The sequence below is a fragment of the Actinokineospora pegani genome (assembly GCF_009745975.1).
In the GTDB taxonomy this organism is placed as follows: Bacteria; Actinomycetota; Actinomycetes; order Mycobacteriales; family Pseudonocardiaceae; genus Actinokineospora; species Actinokineospora pegani.
On sequence record NZ_WHOL01000079.1, the window covers coordinates 47,649 to 66,120 of the forward strand.

Genomic DNA, 18,472 nt, shown 5'->3' on the forward strand with positions numbered 1-18,472 from the left:
CGACAACCCGCGACCGGCAATCTAGTTGCAGATTGAACTATTTTGCCGGGGGCGGGCGTTGTCCTGGTCATGGAGCGAAGACGGGCGGCCCGGGTGGCGGCCGCGGTGGTGGCGGTGGTCCTCTCGGCGACGGCGATCGGCCCCGCGGCGCAGGCGTGCGAGCACCCTCCCGCCGCTCAGGAGACGGTCGGGGCCCCGACGCCGCAGAGCGCCTACGAGCCCAAGACCGAGCGGCTCGACCCGGCGCCGGTGGTCACCGCGGTCCAGTCCGCCGTCCCCGGCGCCCGGGTCGGCGCGGTCGTCGTGGACCTGGAGACCAACCGCGTCCTGCTCTCCACCGGCGCGGACCTGCCGTTGCACTCCGCCTCGCTGGTGAAGCTGCTCATCGCCATCGCCGCCGCCAACGAGGCGGGCGACGACCCGGCCCACGCCGCCCGCGTCGAGCGGATGCTCCGCGACTCCGACGACGACGCCGCCAGCGCCCTGTGGGGGCTGCTCGGCGGCGACACCCTGCCCTCCAGCACCGCCGCGGACCTCGGGATCGGCGGCGTCACCGACCCCGACGTCCCCGGCCGCTGGGGCAACACCCTGATGACCCCGAACTCCGTGGCGGCGGTGCTGGCGCACCTGGTCGCGGAGGCGCCCGAGGCCATCGCGCTGCTGGCCCAGGCGCCCCGCCTCGCCGCGGACGGGTTCGACCAGCACTTCGGCATCCCCAGCGCCTTCACCGACTGGGCGGTCAAGCAGGGCTGGGGCAACGGGCGCGGCTACACCGCCGTCCACAGCGCGGGCGTCGTGGACGGCCGCCACGCGGTCGTGGTGATGGCCGAGTTCGACGCCGGGGTCTCCCCCGACACCGGCGCGGCTGCCGTCACGGCCGGGGCGCGGGCCCTCGCGGGTCTGCTGGCCTGACTCAGGCCCGGCCCGCCAGCGGGGCCAGCAGCGGCACCAGCAGGCGCAGCGCCTTGCCCCGGTGGGAGTCCGCGTCCTTCTGCTCCGGGGTCAGCTCCGCCGAGGTGCGCGTCCCGCCCTCGGGGACGAAGATCGGGTCGTAGCCGAAACCGTTGTCCCCCCGGCCTTCCCGGGTGATCGTGCCCCGCCACTCGCCGCGCACCGCGGCCTGCGTGCCGTCGGGCAGCGACAGCGCGGCGACGCAGACGAACGCGGCGCCCCTGCGCTCGTCCGGGACGTCGGTGAGCTGGCCCAGCAGCAGGTCCAGGTTGGCCTGGTCGTCGCCGTGCCTGCCCGACCAGCGGGCGGACAGGACGCCGGGCATCCCGTTGAGGGCGTCCACGGCGAGGCCGGAGTCGTCGGCGACCACGGGCAGGCCGGTGGCCAGGACCGCGTCGCGCGCCTTGGCCAGGGCGTTGTCCTCGAAGGTGGCGCCGGTCTCCGGGGCGTCGGGGAACTCGGGCACGTCGGCCAGGCCGAGCACCTCGACGCCCTCGACCTCGGCGGCGAGGAGGATGCGGCGCAGCTCTTCGAGCTTCTTCTGGTTGCGGGTGGCCAGCAGGACCCGCGCCATCACTTGCCCGCCTTGGGGCCGGGCAGCGTGCCGGGGTAGGGCAGGGCCAGCGCCTCGGCCTGGACGCGGTTGAGGTCGGCGCACCCGGCCAGCGCCAGGTCGATCATCTTGTCCAGGGTGGACCTGGCGAAGGTCGCGCCCTCGCCGGTGCCCTGGACCTCGATCAGGGTGCCCGCGTCGGTGGCCACCACGTTCATGTCCACCTCGGCGCGCGCGTCCTCCTCGTAGGGCAGGTCCAGCCGGACCCGGCCGCCGACGACGCCGACGCTGACCGCCGAGACCGCGCACGACAGCGGCTGCGGGTCGGCGAGCCTGCCCGCCGCGGCCAGCCAGGTCACCGCGTCGGCAAGCGCCACGTAGGCGCCGGTGATGGCCGCGGTGCGGGTGCCGCCGTCGGCCTGGATGACGTCGCAGTCGAGGTGGATCGTGTTCTCGCCCAGCGCGGCCAGGCCGATGCAGGCGCGCAGCGACCGGCCGATCAGCCGGGAGATCTCGTGCGTGCGCCCGCCGACGCGGCCCTTGACCGACTCGCGGTCGGACCGGGTGTTGGTCGCCGAGGGCAGCATCGCGTACTCGGCGGTCAGCCAGCCGAGGCCGGAGCCCTTGCGCCAGCGCGGGACGCCCTCGGTGACGCTGGCCGCGCAGAGCACCCTGGTCTTGCCGAACTCCACCATGACCGACCCCGCGGGCCACTCCTGGAACCCCCGGGTGATCTTGATGTCCCGGAGCTGGTCGTCGTTCCTGCCATCGCTTCTCACCACGCCGACCACCCTACGATCAACCTCAGACCTCGTAGCTCGCGCCCTGCCGGACCAGCACCACGTCGCCGCGGAAGGCCGCGCGCGCCTCGGCCAGCACGGCCGCGGTGTCGGTCCACGGCGGGATGTGGGTCAGCAGCAGCCTGCCCACCCCGGCGTCGGCGGCGACCTCGCCCGCCTCCCGGCCGGACATGTGCAGGTCGGGGATGACCGCGCCGCCGTGGGTCCACGACGCCTCGGCCATGAACACGTCGACGCCGCGGGCCAGGTCGGACAGGCCGTCGTAGACGTCGGTGTCGCCGGTGTAGGCGAAGCTGCGCCCGCCGTGGCTGATCCGGAAGCTGAACGACTCGCACGGGTGCGCGGCGGCGGCGGCGACCACCTCGAACGGCCCGATCTGGAACTTGCCGACTTGCAGGGCCTGGAAGTCGAACACGTCCGACAGGTCGGTGACCGCGCGGTCGGCCGCGTCGGTGCCGTACTGGGCGCTGAACCGGGTCGGGGCCTCCGCCGGGGCGTGCACCGGCAGCTTGTTCGCCCGCGGGTCGATGGTCGGCCGGGGGTGGTAGCGCCGGTAGACGCTCAGCGCGGAGAAGTCCGAGCAGTGGTCGGCGTGCAGGTGCGAGAACAGCAGCGCGTCGAGCTCGAACGGGTCCCGGCGCGACTGCAGCTCGGAGAAGGTCCCGTTGCCGAGTTCGATGCCGAGCAGGAAGCCCTCGGCCTCCAACAGGTAGCCGGATGCGGGGGCGCCGGGCCCGGGGACACTCCCGGAACAGCCGAGGACGGTCAGCAGCACGAGGGACAGGGTGTCATACGAATGGCCTCCAGCACGATCATCGGACCGGAGCGGCCACCACAGCCGCCAGTTCCGGGCCGAGGAAGCGGCGGGCCAGCCGGGCGAACGGCTCGGTCGGCCCGGTGGCCCGGAACTCGTGTTCGCCACCACCACCCGGGGGAGCCAGCAGGTCACTCTCGGTGAGAACCCGGAAGACGTCCTTGGCGCACTCCTCCGCGCTCGAGACCAGGGTGACACCCGGCCCCATGACGACCTGGATGAGCCCCGTGAGCAGGGGGTAGTGCGTGCAGCCGAGCACGACGGTGTCGACGTCGGCGCGCTGCAGCGGCTCGAGGTAGGTCTGGGCCAAGCCGAGCACCTGCCGCCCGGCCGTCACACCGCGTTCCACGAAGTCGACGAACCGGGGGCAGGCCGAACTGGTGATCCGCACCCCCGCCGCGGCGGCGAAAGCGTCGTCGTAGGCGCGCGACCGAATCGTTCCAGCGGTTCCGATCACTCCGACCCGGCCGGACCGGGTCGCGGCCACCGCACGCCGCACGGCCGGGACGATCACCTCGACCACGGGCACCGGGTAGCGTTCGCGGGCGTCGCGCAGGCAGGCCGCCGAGGCCGTGTTGCAGGCGATGACCAGCATCTTGACCCCGTCGTCGACGAGTCCGTCCGCGATGTCCAGCGCGCGTGCGCGCACCTCGGCGATGGGCAGCGGGCCGTAGGGGCCGTTGCCGGTGTCGCCGACGTAGCGGACGCGCTCGTCGGGCAGTTGGTCGAGGATCGCGCGGGCGACGGTCAGTCCGCCGACGCCGGAGTCGAAGACCCCGATGGGCGCGGCGCTCACGCCCGCTGCGGCGCTTGCGCCTTGTTCGCCTGGCTGACGAACCACGCGGCCAAGACCCCGCCGAGCGCCCCGAACAGGTGCCCCTGCCAGGAGATCTGCGGGTGGGTGGGCAGGACGCCCAGCAGCATGCTGCCCCAGTACATGAACAGCACGAGCGCCACGCCCAGTTGCAGCGCGCTGCGGTTGAAGATGCCCCGGACCAGCAGGAACAGCAGCCAGCCGAAGCAGAGCCCGGACGCGCCCACCGTCACCCCGTAGTCGGGGGAGACCAGCCACACGCCCGCGCCGGAGACGAGCCAGATGGTCGCGGTGACGGCGACCCACTGGCCGATCCCGTTGGCCATCGCCAGGAAGCCCAAGACCAGGAACGGCAGCGTGTTGCCGAACAGGTGGGCCCAGTCCGCGTGCAGGTACGGCGCCCACAGGATGCCGTCGAGGCCGTCCACCGACCGCGGGATGATGCCGTTCTGGTCCAGTGCCAGCGGCAGGACGCTGTCCAGCGCCTCGATCAGGTAGAGGGCCAGCGTGAAGGCGCCCATGACGATCCCGGCCTGCACCGGTTTGGGCGGCAGCACACGTCCCCGGGAGACGGAAGCGGGCGTAGTGGTCACGCTTTCGAGACTACGTGCCCGACCGGGGCCGCGTATCAGGGTTGACCCTGGTCACGCGCTGAATCCCCACGAGCACGCACCGTCGGGTTCGCGGGGCGGCCGGGGGCGGGGTGGCCGGGAGTGGGGTGCGGCGGGCAGGGTGGTGCCATGCGGAACGGGAAGTTGGGCGCGGTCGAGGTCGGTCGGATCGGCTACGGGGCCATGCAGTTGGCGGGCCCCGGGGTGCTGGGTCCGCCCAAGGACCGCGACGGCGCGATCGCGGTGCTGCGCCGGGCGGTCGAACTGGGCGTGCGGCACCTGGACACCTCGGACTACTACGGGCCCTACGTGGTCAACGAGATCATCGCGGAGGCGCTGCGGCCCTACCCGGAGGACCTGGTGCTGGTCACCAAGGTGGGCGCCCGGCGCGACGCGGAGGGCAACTGGCCCGCCGCGCTCGACCCGGACGACCTGCGGCTGGCGGTGCGGGAGAACCTGGACCGCCTCGGCGTCGAGTCGATCGGCGTGGTGAACCTGCGGATGCCCGGCCTGCACGGGCCGCAGGAGGGCTCGCTGGCCGAGCCGTTCGGGGTGCTGGCGGAGCTGCGCGAGCAGGGCTTGGTCCAGGAGTTGGGCGTCAGCAACGTGACCGCCGCCCAGCTCGCCGAGGCGCGGGCGATCGCCCCCGTGGTGTGCGTGCAGAACCTCTACAACGTGGTGGACCACAACGACGACGCGCTGGTGGACGAGACGAACCGGCAGGGCATCGCCTACGTCCCGTTCTTCCCGCTCGGTGGGTTCAGCCCGATCCAGGCCGAGGCGCTGGACGCGGTGGCCGGGCGGCACGGGGCCACCGACCGCCAGATCGCCCTGGCGTGGCTGCTGCACCGCTCGCCGAACATCCTGCTGATCCCCGGCACGTCGTCGATCCCGCACCTGGAGTCGAACCTCGCCGCCGCGGACATCGAGCTCAGCGAGCGGGACCTGGCGGACCTGACCCTCTGAGGGCCAGGTCGACCGCGAGCTCGGCGTGCAGGCGGGTCGTGGGGAACACCGGGACCGGACTGTCCTCCTGGGACACCAGCAGCTCGATCTCCGTGCACCCCAGCACGACCCCCTGCGCGCCGCGCTCGACCAGCCGGGCGATGACCTCGCGGTAGACCTGCCGAGACCGCTCCAGGACCCGGCCGAGCACGAGCTCGTCGTAGATGACCCGGTGCACCTCGGCCCGGTCCTCGGCGGACGGGGTGAGCACCGTGAGGCCGTGCGACTCCAACCGGCCCCGGTAGAAGTCCTGCTCCATGGTGAACGCCGTGCCCAGCAACCCGACCGTGCGCACCCCCGCCGCCTCGACGGCCGCCGCCGTGGCGTCGCCCAGGTGCAGGATCGGCCCGAGCGAGTCAGCGACCTTGTGCATGGTGTTGGTGCACAGCACGATGATGTCGGCCCCCGCCCGCCGCAGCGCGTCGGCCCCCGCCCGCAGAAGTCGCGCGGCGTCGTCCCAGCGGTCCTCGGCCTGCATCCGCTCGACCTCGGCGAAGTCGACCGAGTAGAGCACCACCCTGGCGGAGTGGTAGCCGCCGAGCAGCAGCTTCACCCGCTCGTTGACGATCCGGTAGTACTCCGCCGACGACTCCCAGCTCATGCCGCCGAGCAACCCGATGACCTTCACCGCCCGTGCTCCTGCTCCAGCTCCAGCGAGCGGGTGAGGCGAACCAGGCACTCGTCCAGCTCACGCCCTATCGCGGCGGCCCCGACCAGGTGCAGCGCGATGGCCCTGCCGATGCCCGCAGGGGTGAGCTGCGATTCCAGCCGGACCCGCGTGCCCCTCCCCTCGGGTTCGAGGCGAACCCGGAAGAGCACGTCGGTGGCCCGGACGGTCGCGGGCTCGCCGTCGTGCCGCTCGGCGAGCTGCCGCCAGGCGATGACCTTGTGGGGCTCGTGCTCGACCACTTCCTGGTCGATCTCCTGACGACGGCCGTCGTGGCGGCCGTGGGCGAGCCTGCGCTCACCCATGCCTTGACCGGTGACGACGTCCACGCGGTCGGCCAGGGAGTACCAGTCGGGGAGGCGGTCCGCGGCGGAGACCACGGGCCAGACGGCCTCAGCCGTGGCGGGGATCTCGGCGGACCTGGTGATCACTCGCACGGAGGAGAGAGTACGTGCGCTGTGGAAGAACGGGGGAACTGCGGAGTCCCGCTGGTTGCGAACGCCCTGCTTAGGTCGCCCCGATGTCGCTTATTCGCTCTGGCATTCGAAGTAGGTGTTCGAATCCTTGTTTACACAGGTCAGAGCCCACATCAGGAGCTACACTGAGGCGACTGGGCGGGGCCTCGCAGTGGTTGACGGTTGAATCGGGGAGGGCGCGTGGTTCACAAGAAAATCGAGTACCGAACCGTGTTGGGGTTGCATCTGAGACAACGTCGGTTGACCGTCGAGGACTTCGTCAAGCGTGTCGAGCAGTATGCCCGGGAGAACAAGGAAGAGGGCACCCTGAGCGTGCGTCATGCCCAGCGACTAGTTGCTGGAATGCGCACCGCCGAACAATTGCGACCAGCCACCGCCCGCCTGATAGAGGGCTACCGTGGGCGGTCCATCGAGGAACTTCTGGCACCGCTCAATGATCTTGGGCCACGGCCGACCGGATCGGGGGCTGACACACAGTTGAAGCCCGAAAGCCCGCTCAAGATCGCTCGGCGGCGCGCCGGACACACACAGGAGAGCTTCGCGGAGGCTGTCGGTGTCGAGTTTTCGACCGTCGGGCGATGGGAGCGTGGACAACACCGCCCCCAGGTGTGGGTGCGGCCGAAAATAGCCCGAGCTTTGAACATGACCACCGAAGCGCTGGTCGAAATGATCGAACCCTCGACGTCCAGTTCCGAAGACGCCGACAAGAGCGGAAGCGCGGTATCCATCTACTGGTCCAACACCATCTACGCAGACAGTGGAGTAACCGAGGTGAGGGGTGATCCTGACATGCCAGTCAACCGACGCTCTTTTCTGTCCCTCGCGAGTGTCGCCGCTGTCAACATGAATGTGGCCGAGGAGTTCACCGCAAGCATCGCGGGCGGCGACGCCGATCCGCTCACCCATGTCCAGACGACCTACGAGATGGACATGGCCGTGGCATCGGTCGTCGACAAGGGCACCAAGAACACACTGGTCCGGTGGACTGAAACCCAAGGCAATCCCGTCGCAAGGGTCAACGCCGCTGGGATCTTGGCGAAAATGCCCGATCAGGGCGAATCCGCACACGTCGCTGCGGTGCTGGGCAATGACGGCGAAGTGCGACGCTTGTATCTGACGGCAGTGACCATGCGGGTGTGCTCGATCGACTGGGGCGAGGCAGCGCGTTTCGTGGAGGCTCCGACCGCGTTTCCCCTCGCCTCGATCGCTGTCGAGCGGTTCATGCGAGAAGTGATCAACCCAGCGGACATCGGTGCGCGGTGGTGCTCCGCCAAGATGCTGCAAGAACTCAGCCCGGTCATCGGAAGGTAGGACAGTGCGCGTCCTCGATGTCACAAACGGCGAACTGGTCGAATCACTCACCAGGAAGGCCGAAGAACAGGGAATCGCCAACGCTGCCATAGTCAGTCTGATCGGTGGTGTCGACTCCTTCACCGTCTCGACCATGCCCGCCGACGACGCCACCAAGGACAACATCTCCGACTACCGCCTGCCCGCCGAGATGCACGGCGCAGGCGAGATAAAGGACGGCGTCGTCCACATCCACGCGACCATGGCTGTCGAGGGCGACAAAGCTATCGCGGGACACCTGCACCGCGCTCAGATCGGAACCTGGTTCGCCCGCGCCTACGTGATCAGCATCGACTGACCCACCGCCATCCCGACGCCCCGAGACAGGTGGGCCCCCAGACGTACAGGAGAGCGGATACCGCTTCAAAAACAGAGCAGGGCCTCAACGGTCAGGCGACCTTGGCGACGGGCACGAGCTCGACGTCCACCTCAGTCTCAGGCGACCACCGGGGTGCCGGTGAGACCCACACCCGCCGCACGAAGCTGATCCAACGCCCTATCCGTAGTCACCGCGCTCACCCCCGCAGTGAGGTCCAGCAGAACAGTCGTCTGAAACCCCGCACTGGCGGCATCCAACGCAGTAGCCCGAATGCAGTGGTCAGTCGCGATGCCCACGATGTCCACGCTGGACACCCCCCGAGAGCGCAGGTAGTCGGCCAGCGAACGCCCCTGCGGCCCCTCGCCCTCGAAACCGGAGTACGCGGCCTCGTAGGCGCCCTTGGAGAAGACCGCCTCGACCGGCACCACGTCGAGGTCCGGGTGGAAGGAGCTGCCGGCGGTGCCCGCGACGCAGTGGACCGGCCAGCTGTCGACGAAGTCGGGGGTCTGGCTGAAGTGGTCGCCGGGGTCGACGTGGTAGTCGCGGGTGGCGACGATGACGTCGTAGGCGACGCCGGACATGTGGGTGCTGATGCCCGCGGCGACCGCCGAGCCGCCCGCGACGGCCAGGGAGCCGCCCTCGCAGAAGTCGTTCTGGACGTCGACGACGATCAGGGCCTTCTTGTTCGCCATGGGGGGCGCTCCACTCGGGACGGGGGACGGGTCACAGGTAGGTGGTGGGGATGGCGGGCTCGCCCGCGGAGAGCTTGAGGCCCTCCCACGGCAGGCTCACCAGGCCCTGGCGGACGCGGTCGCGGGTGTCGGCGGTCGTCGGCAGGGTTGGGACCGGCTCGCCGCCGACCAGCAGCGGGATCTGCAGCACGCGGTCGTGCGCGGCGGCCTCGGGGGCCGGGCCGTCGGCGAGGTGGACGACCTCCTCGATGGCGGTGCCGGTGGGCTTGTGCCTGCGCAGCGCCAGCTTGCGCCCGCCGCGCGACTCCTTGTGCGAGCTGCGCTTGGCGACCGGGCGGCCCTCCACCTCGACGAGCTTGTAGACCATGCCCGCGGTCGGCTTGCCGGACCCGGTGACCAGCGAGGTGCCCACCCCGTAGGCGTCGACCGGCTCGGCGCGCAGCGCGGCGATGGCGTACTCGTCGAGGTCGCCGGAGACCACGATCCGGGTGCCGGTCGCGCCGAGGGCGTCGAGCTGCTCGCGGGCCTGGCGGGCGAGCACGCCGACGTCGCCGGAGTCGATGCGGATCGCGCCGAGCCCCGGGCCCGCCACCGCCACCGCGGTCTCGATGCCCTGGGTGATGTCGTAGGTGTCGACCAGCAGCGTGGTGTTGACGCCGAGGGCGGCGACCTGGGCCTCGAACGCCTCCTTCTCGCTGTCGTGCAGCAGCGTGAACGCGTGCGCGCAGGTGCCCGCGGTCGGGATGGCGTGGCTGCGGCCCGCCTCCAGGTTGGAGGTGGTGTCGAACCCGGCCAGGTAGGCCGCGCGCGCCGCGGCCACCGCCGCCATCTCGTGGGTGCGCCTGCTGCCCATCTCGATGATCGGGCGGCCGTTGGCCGCGCCCGCCATCCGCGCCGCCGCGGAGAGGATCGCCGAGTCGTGGTTGAGGATGGAGAGCACGAGCGTCTCGAGGATCACCGCGTCGGCGAAGCTGCCGCGCACGCTGAGCACCGGGGAGCCGGGGAAGTACAGCTCGCCCTCGGCGTAGCCGTCGACGTCGCCGGAGAACCGGTAGTCGGCCAGCCACGACAGGGTGGACTCGTCGACGACCCCGGTCGCGCGCAGGTGCGCGAGCTCGGCGTCGCCGAAGCGGAAGGCGGCGATGGCGTCGAGCACGCGCCGGGTACCGCCGACCACCCCGTAGCGGCGGCCGTCGGGCAGCCTGCGCGCGAAGACCTCGAACGCGCAGACCCGGGACGCGGTGCCGTCGGCCAGCGCGGCGGCGAGCATGGTCAGCTCGTAGTGGTCGGTCAACAGTGCCGTGCTGGCGGTGCTCTCACCCATGTCCAGCAGCCTAAGACTTGTAGGGGTGCTCCGGACGGGCGCATTCTGTGACGTTGTACTCCGAATGAATGAAGATCCGCCCCACCGCCCGGAACCGGGCGTGCCACCATTGTCCCCATGACCGCGCCAGTCGAGATGGAGCAGAGCCAGACCAGTCCGGTCGGTGAGGAGGTGGGGGCCGAAGACCGCCCTTGGCAGACCGTCGTGTGGAACGACCCGGTCAACTTGATGTCGTACGTGACCTACGTCTTCCAGAAGGTGTTCGGCTACAGCCGGGACCGGGCGACCAAGCTGATGCTCGACGTGCACCACGAGGGAAAGGCCATCGTCTCCTCCGGCAGCAAGGAGAAGGTCGAGGGGGACGTGTCCAGGCTGCACGCCGCCGGGCTGTGGGCCACGATGGAGCACACGTCGTGAGGCCGTGGAAGCGCCGCGGGGACGCGGTCACCGCCGAGATCGACCAGCAGGAGGCCGCGGTGCTGCGCGGCCTGGTGTCGCAGATCGAGGACATGCTCCGCGCCAGGGTCGAGGAGACCCCGCAGGACGAGCTGGCCGAGCTGACCGGCATCCGCACCGGACCCTCGACCTCCCCGGACGACCCGATCCTGTCCCGGCTGCTGCCCGACTTCCACCGCCTCGACGACGACAACCCGAGCAAGGAGGACCTGGACTCGGCGGCGGCGCTGCGCTCGCTGCACGAGCCCGCCCTGCTCGACCGCAAGACCGGGGTGGCCGCGACGGTGCTGAGCACCTGCCCGCCCGGCGGCGGGGAGGTCCGGCTGACCCTCGAGGAGGCCGACGCCTGGCTCTCGGCGCTCAACGACGTGCGACTGGCCCTCGGGACCGCGATCGAGGTCTCCGAGGACATGCCGGAGGAGCTGCCCGAGGACGACCCGCGCTCCCCGCACCTGTCGGTCTACCACTGGCTGACCTGGGTGCAGGAGACGCTGGTCCAGGCCCTCGGCGCGGACTAGTGATCCGGGTCGGCGGGCACCAGGGCGTGCTGGTCGTCCTGCTGCCGGAGGGGTCGGTCGGTGGCGCGGACGTGCGCGGCGCCCCGTTCGGCGTGCGCGAGGTGGACGTGCTGGCCCCGGAGAACCTGGTCTCCCGGGTCGACGCGTTCTGCCTGGCGCCGGGCGGGCCGGCCGGGCTGGCCGCCGCCGACGGGGTGCTGGCCTGGCTGCGCGACCGGGGCCGGGGGTTCCCGGTCGGGTCGCGGCCCGGCCAGGTCGTGCCGATCGTCCCGGCCGCGTGCTCGGCCGGGGGGCGGGCCGCGACCCGCGAGGCCGGGGTGGCGGCGTGCGACGCGGCCGTGGACGTGCCCGTGGACGGGCCGCTGGCCCTGGTCCACGGGTCGACCGTGGTGCTGGTGACCGAGGTGGGGCTGGACAAGGCCCAGTGCGCGCGGGTGGCGATCTCGGCCAGGGACGGCGCGGTGCGGGCCGGGCTCTCGCCCGAGGTGGTGTTCGTGGCGGCGCTGGGCGCGCGTGCGCTGTCCGGGGCGCTGGAGCTCGACGGGCTGTGCGGCGCGGCGGCGGACGCGGTCCAGTCGACCCTCCCGGCCGGCTCTCACTGGCTGGGAGCCGGGTGACCGCCCAGTAGGATGAGCGTGTGCTGACGATCCGCCGAGACCTCGTGGAAGCCATGGTCGCCCACGCCCGCCGGGACCACCCCGACGAGGCCTGCGGGGTCATCGCGGGCGCGGACGACGGCACGGACCGCCCGGAGCGGTTCATCCCGATGCTCAACGCGGCCCGCTCGCCGACGTTCTACGAGTTCGACTCCGCCGACCTGCTCAAGCTCTACCGCGAGATGGGCGCCAACGACGAGGTGCCGGTGGTCATCTACCACTCGCACACCGCCACCGAGGCCTACCCGTCGCGCACCGACGTCGCCTACGCCTCCGAGCCGTTCGCGCACTACGTGCTGGTCTCGACCAGGGACCCCGAGGCGCACGAGCTGCGGTCGTACCGGATCGTCGACGGCGTGATCACCGAGGAGCCGGTCGAGGTCGTGGAGTCCTACGAGTTCACCCACCCGGGTCAGGACGACCCGCCACAGGAGTGACCAACAGCGCACGTGGGCCCGAGCAGGAATACCCGCGGCGCCTTGGCACGTCTCTCACGAGAGCACCCGCAGCACACCCGGAGGAAACCCATGGCCGTCACGGTCTCCATCCCGACCATCCTGCGCACCCACACCGGGGGTGAGAAGAGCGTCCCCGCCGCGGGCAGCACGCTGGCCGAGGTGATCGACGACCTGGAAGCCAACCACGGCGGGATCAAGGGCCGCCTGGTCAAGGACGGCACGCTGCACCGGTTCGTCAACGTCTACGTCAACGACGAGGACGTGCGCTTCTCCGGTGGCCTCGAGGCCAAGGTCGCCGACGGCGACAACGTGACCATCCTCCCCGCCGTCGCGGGCGGCGCGCGCTAAGCGCACCGCACCCAGGACGCGTCCTCCGACCCAGGGAGCCCACGGCATGGCCCGCTTCGACTCGCTGCTCGACGCCCTCGGCGACACCCCGCTGGTCGGGCTGCCGCACCTGTCGCCGTCGCCGGACGTGCGGCTGTGGGCCAAGCTGGAGGACCGCAACCCCACCGGGTCCATCAAGGACCGCCCGGCGCTGGCGATGATCACCGCCGCCGAGCGCGACGGCGTGCTGCGCCCCGGCAGCACCATCCTGGAGCCCACCTCGGGCAACACCGGCATCTCGCTGGCCATGGCCGCCAAGCTCAAGGGCTACGGCCTGGTCTGCGTGATGCCGGAGAACACCTCCGAGGAGCGCAGGACGCTCCTGCAGGCCTACGGCGCCCGCATCGTCACCTCACCCGCCGCGGGCGGGTCGAACGAGGCGGTGCGGGTCGCCAAGGAGCTGGCCAAGGAGCACCCGGAGTGGGTGATGCTCTACCAGTACGGCAATCCGGAGAACGCGGGCGCGCACTACCGCACCACCGGCCCGGAGATCCTGCGCGACCTGCCCTCGGTCACCCACTTCGTCGCCGGCCTGGGCACCACCGGCACCCTGGTCGGCGTCGGCCGCTACCTGCGCGAGCAGAAGCCGGACGTGCAGATCATCGCCGCTGAGCCCCGCTACGGCGAACTGGTCTACGGCCTGCGCAACCTCGACGAGGGCTTCGTCCCCGAGCTCTACGACCCGGACGTCCTCACCGGCCGCTACTCGGTGGGCTCCTACGACGCCCTCCGCCGCACCCGCCAACTCCTGGAATCCGAGGGCATCTTCGCGGGCATCTCCACCGGCGCCATCCTGCACGCCGCCCTGGGCACCGCCGAGAAGGCCCTGACCAGGGGCACCGAGGCGGACATCGTCTTCGTGGTCTGCGACGGCGGCTGGAAGTACCTCTCCACCGGCGCCTACTCCGGCAGCCTGGACGAGGCCTCCGAGCGCCTAGACGGCCACCTTTGGGCCTGATCCCCCTCAATCAGCCCACCCCCCACCCCCTCACCCCTTTGCGCCCTTAACAGCAGCACACCCCTCCAACCCACCCCATGGGTCGACAGACCCCATCCATGCCGCACAGAGTCAAACACTCGCGGCAACCAGGTCAGATCCATCCCAGCCCCCAAACAAAGCCCCTCACGCAGAAGCAGACAGCCGAGCAGCCCCCAGCAACATCCGATCAATCCCCCCCACCACCCGCCGCGCGGCAAACCCGTCCCCGAACGGGTTCACCGAGGACCCCACCCGCAACTCCCCCGCGAGCACCCGCTCCCCCACGTCCAACACCCGCGCCCGCTCAGTCCCCACGAGCCACGCGCACCCGGCGTCAACAGCCTCCCGTCGCTCAGTCGTGTCGCGCGCCACCAGCACCGGCACCCCGAACGACGGCGCCTCCTCCTGGATCCCCCCGGAATCAGTAATCACCATCGCGCACCGGCGCAACACCCACACCAGCTCCGGATACCCCAGGGGCGCCACCACGGTGATCCCCGGGTGCCCGCCCAGCGCCCGCACCACCTGCCCCCGCACCGCCGGGTTCGGATGCGCGGGCACCACGATCCGCACATCACGGTGCCGATCAGCCAACGACCGGACCGCTCCCAGCACCTCATCCAACGGAGCACCCCAAGACTCCCTGCGGTGCAGGGTGACCAGGACGACCCGCTGCCCGTCGAGCGCACGCAGCACCGGATCAACAGGCTCCACACCAGCGGCGGCGATGAGCCGAACCGCGTCCACAACGGTGTTGCCGGTGACCACAACGGACTCCGCGGCCACGTTCTCCGCACGCAGCGCCGCGGCCGCGGCAGGCGTCGGCGCCAGGTGCAGGCTCGCCAGCCGCGCCACCGCCTGGCGGTTGCCCTCCTCCGGGAACGGCGCGGTCAGGTCGCCGGTGCGCAGGCCCGCTTCCAGGTGCGCGACGGGGATGCCGCGCCAGAACGCCGCCAGCGCCCCGCACAGGGTGGTCGTCGTGTCGCCCTGCACGACCACCGCCGCCGGGGCGCGCCGGACCAGCAGCTCGTCGAGCGCGGGCAGCAGCCCGGCGACCAGCTCGGCCTGCGCCCCGGTGCCGCGCGCGAGCGGCAGCACCTCGTCCGGGACCAGCCCGAACGGGGCCAGCGCCTGCTCGACCATCCCCGTGTGCTGCCCGCTGTGCACCAGCAGCGGCCGCCACCGGGGGTTCCCGGCCAGTTCCAGCGCGACCGGGGCCGCCTTGACCGCCTCCGGTCGGGTGCCCACCAGCACCAGCACATCCGCCACGGTCGTCCTCCTCGGTGAGGGCGGCGGCCCCCGGGGTGTCCGGGGGCCGCCGCGGTGTCCTACTGGTTCGCGTTCCTTCTGCGCCTGTTCGCGTGCAGCACGAGCAGACCGGTGATGAGCAGCGCTATCCCGAGCGCGATCCACCACCCCACATCAGAGCCGGTAGCGGCCAGTGCTGTGCCGCCGCCGACAGCTCCACCTGTCGGTGCGCGGTACACGGGTCAGACCGCCGCCGTGCGCCTGCGGACCAACCGCAGACCAACCGGGATCACCACCGCCACGACCAGGCCGAGACCGATCCACAGACCCAGGCCGGAGGCCAGCGGGATGGGCGCCGCGGCGGGGCCGCACGTCGCGCTGCCGATGATCACGTCACCGACGCCCAGCAGGGCGTTGAGCCGCAGGTGGACGGCGTTGACGGTGAGGCTGCCGTCCGGGTTGGCGATCTGCTCGTTGAACGTCAGCGAGGCCAGCGACAGGACCGGCGGGATGGAGACGGTGGTGTTCGGCGCCGGGTTGCCCGGGATGGACACGCCGAGGAGGTTGACCCCGGTCAGCGACGTCGTCCCGACGTTGCCCGCCTGGGTGGCGTCGCACGTGGCCTGCAGGCTGCCGATGCTGCCCAAGTTGCCCAGGACGAGCCTGAGATCGGCGATGGTCGCCTCCGAGTGCACCACGCCGGTCGACTCGTTGAGGGACGCCGCGCTGGTCACCACGCCCGCGTTGAGCACTCCCGGCACCGTGATGGAGGCGAGGGTGTTGGTGGTCGGACCGCTGGTGTTGCTCGGGGCCAGCGGCCCGATGTCGACCGCTGGCTGGTTGAGGAGCGTGACGTTGACGTCGGCGGCGTAAGCGGAGCCGTCACCGGGTGCCGCTGACGCGGGCAGCGCGCTCGCGATCAGGGCCACGACAACCGCGACGCCGAGCACGCCGCCGCGGCGGACCGTTCGGATTTTCATGAATCCTCCAAGCCGTGGGAGTTTCAGTGCCACCCGGCGTCCACAGTGGTCTGACGTGGATGACCTCATAGGAATAAACGTCCTGGCTCCAATCTTCGCTACTTGAAGTCCCCCGAACGTGTCGGTCGCCGGGATAAACACCGATGTGACGGGGGTTACTGACACGTAGCCGGGGCGTAACGGGCTGGGGTGTCACCCGATCCAGCGATGTTCTCGATGGGGTTGAGATGACAATGATGTCCGGAGCGGGACCACCAGAACGTCCCGCGAGGACGGAGGGACCGCCGTGGCGTTCGCCGAACCGGCACCTGTCGACCAACGGGGCGCCAGGCTGCCCACCTCGACGACCCGGCTGGTGCTGGGGGGCCTGTTGAGCGTCATGGCCCTGCTCGTCGTCGCCAACGAGGCCTACCGCACCGCGGAGATGGCGGTGGCCAGCGGGATACTCCGGGTCATCAGCTCGTCCGGTGTGTACCTGTCGGCGGAGCGCCAGTCGGTCTACTTCGGACTCGGCACCGACCAGCCGTTCGGCCTGCGGATGAGTCCTGAGTGCACCTCGGCGTTCCTGGTGCTGCCACTGGTCTTCGTCGCCGCGGTGATGGTGGCGCTGCGACCGCGCATCACCAGGCGCGTGCTCGGCGCCCTCGCCGTCGCGGCCTTCGCCGTGATCGTGGTCAACCAACTTCGCATCCTCGGCCTCGTCGGGTTGATCGACTGGCTCGGCACCGACCGCGGGTACTACTGGGGCCACACCCTCCTGGGATCGGTGGTCAGCGTGGTGGGCGGCGCTGTCGCCCTGATCCTGTTCGTGTACCTGTCGACCCGCAAACCCAAGGCGCAGCCGTGAACCTGCCGCTGATACTGGGAATCACCCAAGCCCTCGCGCTGACCATGAGCGTGGCGTTCCTGAGCTACGTCGGCCTGATCGTGGTGCCCTACCTGCGCCACCGCCGCGCCGAGAACGGCGACCCGGACCACTTCGAGTGGCACTTCCTGGTGCCGTGCCGGGACGAGGAAGCCGTCATCGGCGACACGATCGAGTACCTGCGGACCACCTTTCCGGAGGCCCACGTCTGGGTGATCGACGACGACTCCGGGGACGACACCGCCGCGGTCGTCACCGCCCGCCGCGGCCCCCGCCACGGCGGCGACTGGCACCTGCACCTGGTCCGCCGGGTCCTCCCCGACGCCCGCATCGGCAAGGGCGAGGCGCTCAACGCCGCCTACCGCGAGCTCAGGGCGTGGATGGGCGCCCACGCCGACGTCGACCGCACCGTCGTCGTCGTGGTCGACGCCGACGGCCGCCCGGCCCCCGACTGCCTGCGCGTGTGCTCCGCCGAGCACCTGTTCGGCGACCCGGCAATCGGCGCGGTCCAGGTCGACGTCCGGATGAGCAACCGGGGCCAGGCCCCCACCACCCCCAGCCGCTTCGGCCGCCGCTTCGGCTCGGCCCTGGTCCGCATGCAGGACCTCGAGTTCCGCGGCGCCATCGCCGCCATCCAGATGTCTCGCGGGGTCACCGGCACCATCTCCATGGGCGGCAACGGCCAGTTCACCCGGATGTCCGCCCTGCAGTCCATCACCACCGCCCGCGGCCCGTGGCGCGGCGCCCTGCTGGAGGACTTCGAACTCGGCGTCCACCTGCTCACCACGGGCTGGAAGACCGGCTTCACCGTCGACACCCACGTCGACCAGGAGGCGCTCTACAGCATGCGCCGCTTCCTGGCCCAGCGGACCAGGTGGGGCCAGGGCACCATGCAGTGCGCCCGCTACATCCGCCGCATCTGGGACTCCGGCCACCTCAGCACCCTCGGCGCCGCAGAGATGATGTACTACCTCGCCCAGCCCTGGATGCAACTCCTGGGCACGCTCATCTACCCCATCCCGTTCCTGCTCCTGGCCACCCGGGCCGTGGCAGACCCCGTGGGCGTCTGGACCTGGTTCACCGAGGGGGCCTGGATCCTCTTCGCCGTCTACGGCAGTTTCGGCCTGGCCCCCTTCCTCATCTGGGGGCCCATCTACCGCGCCCGCTGCGAGCCGGGCACCAGCTTCGGCCGCTCCCTCGCTTACGGCTTCCTCTACGCGGTCTACATCTACACGTTCTACATCACCTCTTGGCGGGCCGCGTACCGCTTGCTGCGCAAGCAGAACGGCTGGACCAAGACCCGCAGGAACACCGAGGCCAAGAACCTGCACGTGATCGCCCTCGACCACTGACCACCCCGGGCCGGACGGCGGCAGACCGAGCGGCGCACTGTCCGCTCGGGACGGTCAGTGCGCCGTCAAGGTCAGCTATCGGCGTCGCCCGGGGTGCAGGTCGCCTGTCCCACGGTGATGGTCCCGCTGTCCGGCCCGCCATCCGGGAAGAGCCGGACCTTCAACGCGCTCACAGTCACAGCGCCCTTCACCGCCGA

General features: G+C 71.2%; 24 protein-coding genes. 12 read left to right on the forward strand and 12 right to left on the reverse strand.

Annotation, left to right across the window (positions count from 1 at the left end):
* The first annotated feature begins 69 nt into the window (after positions 1-69).
* Entirely contained in the window at positions 70-912 is an 843-nt protein-coding gene (locus GCL84_RS13060) for a D-alanyl-D-alanine carboxypeptidase (protein WP_156755723.1), read from the forward strand.
* 1 nt (position 913) lies between these two features.
* On the opposite strand, the gene rdgB is transcribed toward GCL84_RS13060, so the two are convergent.
* The 5 genes from rdgB to GCL84_RS13085 are packed head-to-tail and all read right to left on the reverse strand — an operon-like array spanning position 914 to position 4,489.
* Positions 914-1,525 carry an RdgB/HAM1 family non-canonical purine NTP pyrophosphatase gene (rdgB, locus tag GCL84_RS13065; protein WP_156755724.1) on the reverse strand — a complete coding sequence of 204 codons (612 nt, stop codon included), beginning with the start codon at positions 1,523-1,525 and terminating at the stop codon, positions 914-916.
* Entirely contained in the window at positions 1,525-2,286 is a 762-nt protein-coding gene (gene rph / locus GCL84_RS13070) for a ribonuclease PH (protein WP_156755725.1), read from the reverse strand. Before rph ends, rdgB begins: the two co-directional genes overlap by 1 nt.
* A gap of 22 nt (positions 2,287-2,308) precedes the next feature.
* Positions 2,309-3,079, reverse strand: a complete 771-nt coding sequence (locus GCL84_RS13075; RefSeq protein WP_156755726.1) for an MBL fold metallo-hydrolase — start codon at positions 3,077-3,079, stop codon at positions 2,309-2,311.
* A 37-nt stretch (positions 3,080-3,116) separates the two neighbouring features.
* Complete coding sequence (murI, locus tag GCL84_RS13080; RefSeq protein WP_156755727.1) at positions 3,117-3,914, reverse strand: glutamate racemase; 798 nt, start codon at positions 3,912-3,914, stop codon at positions 3,117-3,119.
* Positions 3,911-4,489 (reverse strand): rhomboid family intramembrane serine protease, encoded by a 579-nt coding sequence (locus GCL84_RS13085; protein ID WP_156755747.1) that lies wholly within the window; start codon positions 4,487-4,489, stop codon positions 3,911-3,913. Before GCL84_RS13085 ends, murI begins: the two co-directional genes overlap by 4 nt.
* A 183-nt stretch (positions 4,490-4,672) precedes the next feature.
* On the opposite strand from GCL84_RS13085, the gene GCL84_RS13090 reads away from it, so the two are divergent.
* Complete coding sequence (locus GCL84_RS13090) at positions 4,673-5,509, forward strand: oxidoreductase (RefSeq protein WP_156755728.1); 837 nt, start codon at positions 4,673-4,675, stop codon at positions 5,507-5,509.
* On the opposite strand, the gene GCL84_RS13095 is transcribed toward GCL84_RS13090, so the two are convergent.
* Positions 5,475-6,176 carry an aspartate/glutamate racemase family protein gene (locus GCL84_RS13095; protein WP_156755729.1) on the reverse strand — a complete coding sequence of 234 codons (702 nt, stop codon included), beginning with the start codon at positions 6,174-6,176 and terminating at the stop codon, positions 5,475-5,477. The genes GCL84_RS13090 and GCL84_RS13095 overlap by 35 nt on opposite strands.
* Positions 6,173-6,652, reverse strand: coding sequence for an SRPBCC family protein (locus tag GCL84_RS13100; protein ID WP_156755730.1), 480 nt, complete (start codon positions 6,650-6,652; stop codon positions 6,173-6,175). The genes GCL84_RS13095 and GCL84_RS13100 overlap by 4 nt, the downstream gene beginning before the upstream one ends.
* A 219-nt stretch (positions 6,653-6,871) precedes the next feature.
* Between GCL84_RS13100 and GCL84_RS13105 the strand changes: the two genes are divergently transcribed.
* Positions 6,872-8,002 (forward strand): helix-turn-helix transcriptional regulator, encoded by a 1,131-nt coding sequence (locus GCL84_RS13105; protein ID WP_235926206.1) that lies wholly within the window; start codon positions 6,872-6,874, stop codon positions 8,000-8,002.
* Between the two features lie 4 nt (positions 8,003-8,006).
* Entirely contained in the window at positions 8,007-8,339 is a 333-nt protein-coding gene (locus tag GCL84_RS13110; protein ID WP_156755731.1) for a PCC domain-containing protein, read from the forward strand.
* 137 nt (positions 8,340-8,476) lie between these two features.
* On the opposite strand, the gene GCL84_RS13115 is transcribed toward GCL84_RS13110, so the two are convergent.
* Together GCL84_RS13115 and GCL84_RS13120 are read right to left on the reverse strand one after the other, a co-directional pair.
* Positions 8,477-9,052 (reverse strand): isochorismatase family protein, encoded by a 576-nt coding sequence (locus GCL84_RS13115; protein WP_156755732.1) that lies wholly within the window; start codon positions 9,050-9,052, stop codon positions 8,477-8,479.
* 31 nt (positions 9,053-9,083) lie between these two features.
* Positions 9,084-10,376: a nicotinate phosphoribosyltransferase gene (locus GCL84_RS13120; protein WP_156755733.1), complete on the reverse strand. Its 1,293-nt coding sequence runs from the start codon at positions 10,374-10,376 to the stop codon at positions 9,084-9,086.
* Between the two features lie 117 nt (positions 10,377-10,493).
* On the opposite strand from GCL84_RS13120, the gene clpS reads away from it, so the two are divergent.
* The 6 genes from clpS (at position 10,494) to GCL84_RS13150 (ending at position 13,809) form a co-directional block, all read left to right on the forward strand.
* The gene (gene clpS, locus GCL84_RS13125) at positions 10,494-10,793 is read left to right on the forward strand and encodes an ATP-dependent Clp protease adapter ClpS (RefSeq protein WP_156755734.1); all 300 of its coding nucleotides are present in this window, start codon (positions 10,494-10,496) and stop codon (positions 10,791-10,793) included.
* Entirely contained in the window at positions 10,790-11,350 is a 561-nt protein-coding gene (locus GCL84_RS13130; protein WP_156755735.1) for a DUF2017 domain-containing protein, read from the forward strand. Before clpS ends, GCL84_RS13130 begins: the two co-directional genes overlap by 4 nt.
* Entirely contained in the window at positions 11,350-11,967 is a 618-nt protein-coding gene (locus GCL84_RS13135; RefSeq protein WP_156755736.1) for a P1 family peptidase, read from the forward strand. The genes GCL84_RS13130 and GCL84_RS13135 overlap by 1 nt, the downstream gene beginning before the upstream one ends.
* Before the next feature lie 20 nt (positions 11,968-11,987).
* Positions 11,988-12,443 (forward strand): M67 family metallopeptidase, encoded by a 456-nt coding sequence (locus GCL84_RS13140; protein ID WP_268891346.1) that lies wholly within the window; start codon positions 11,988-11,990, stop codon positions 12,441-12,443.
* 90 nt (positions 12,444-12,533) lie between these two features.
* On the forward strand, positions 12,534-12,812 hold the full coding sequence (locus GCL84_RS13145; RefSeq protein ID WP_156755737.1) for a MoaD/ThiS family protein: 279 nt from the start codon (positions 12,534-12,536) through the stop codon (positions 12,810-12,812).
* Positions 12,813-12,858: 46 nt separating this feature from the next.
* Positions 12,859-13,809, forward strand: coding sequence for a PLP-dependent cysteine synthase family protein (locus tag GCL84_RS13150; RefSeq protein WP_156755738.1), 951 nt, complete (start codon positions 12,859-12,861; stop codon positions 13,807-13,809).
* A gap of 165 nt (positions 13,810-13,974) precedes the next feature.
* Here GCL84_RS13150 and wecB read toward each other — a convergent pair whose 3' ends face one another.
* The 3 genes from wecB to GCL84_RS13165 are packed head-to-tail and all read right to left on the reverse strand — an operon-like array spanning position 13,975 to position 16,058.
* The gene (wecB, locus tag GCL84_RS13155; RefSeq protein WP_156755739.1) at positions 13,975-15,099 is read right to left on the reverse strand and encodes a non-hydrolyzing UDP-N-acetylglucosamine 2-epimerase; all 1,125 of its coding nucleotides are present in this window, start codon (positions 15,097-15,099) and stop codon (positions 13,975-13,977) included.
* Positions 15,100-15,158: 59 nt separating this feature from the next.
* Complete coding sequence (locus GCL84_RS30630; protein WP_156755740.1) at positions 15,159-15,317, reverse strand: LPXTG cell wall anchor domain-containing protein; 159 nt, start codon at positions 15,315-15,317, stop codon at positions 15,159-15,161.
* Between the two features lie 3 nt (positions 15,318-15,320).
* Positions 15,321-16,058 carry a choice-of-anchor P family protein gene (locus GCL84_RS13165; RefSeq protein WP_156755741.1) on the reverse strand — a complete coding sequence of 246 codons (738 nt, stop codon included), beginning with the start codon at positions 16,056-16,058 and terminating at the stop codon, positions 15,321-15,323.
* 286 nt (positions 16,059-16,344) lie between these two features.
* Here GCL84_RS13165 and xrtP point away from each other — a divergent pair, with 286 nt between their 5' ends.
* Both xrtP and GCL84_RS13175 read left to right on the forward strand, forming a co-directional pair.
* Positions 16,345-16,905: an exosortase P gene (gene xrtP / locus GCL84_RS13170; RefSeq protein ID WP_328618772.1), complete on the forward strand. Its 561-nt coding sequence runs from the start codon at positions 16,345-16,347 to the stop codon at positions 16,903-16,905.
* A gap of 44 nt (positions 16,906-16,949) precedes the next feature.
* A complete protein-coding gene (locus GCL84_RS13175) occupies positions 16,950-18,275 on the forward strand; it encodes a glycosyltransferase (RefSeq protein ID WP_156755750.1) in 1,326 nt (441 codons plus the stop codon).
* The last annotated feature ends 197 nt before the right edge of the window (positions 18,276-18,472 follow it).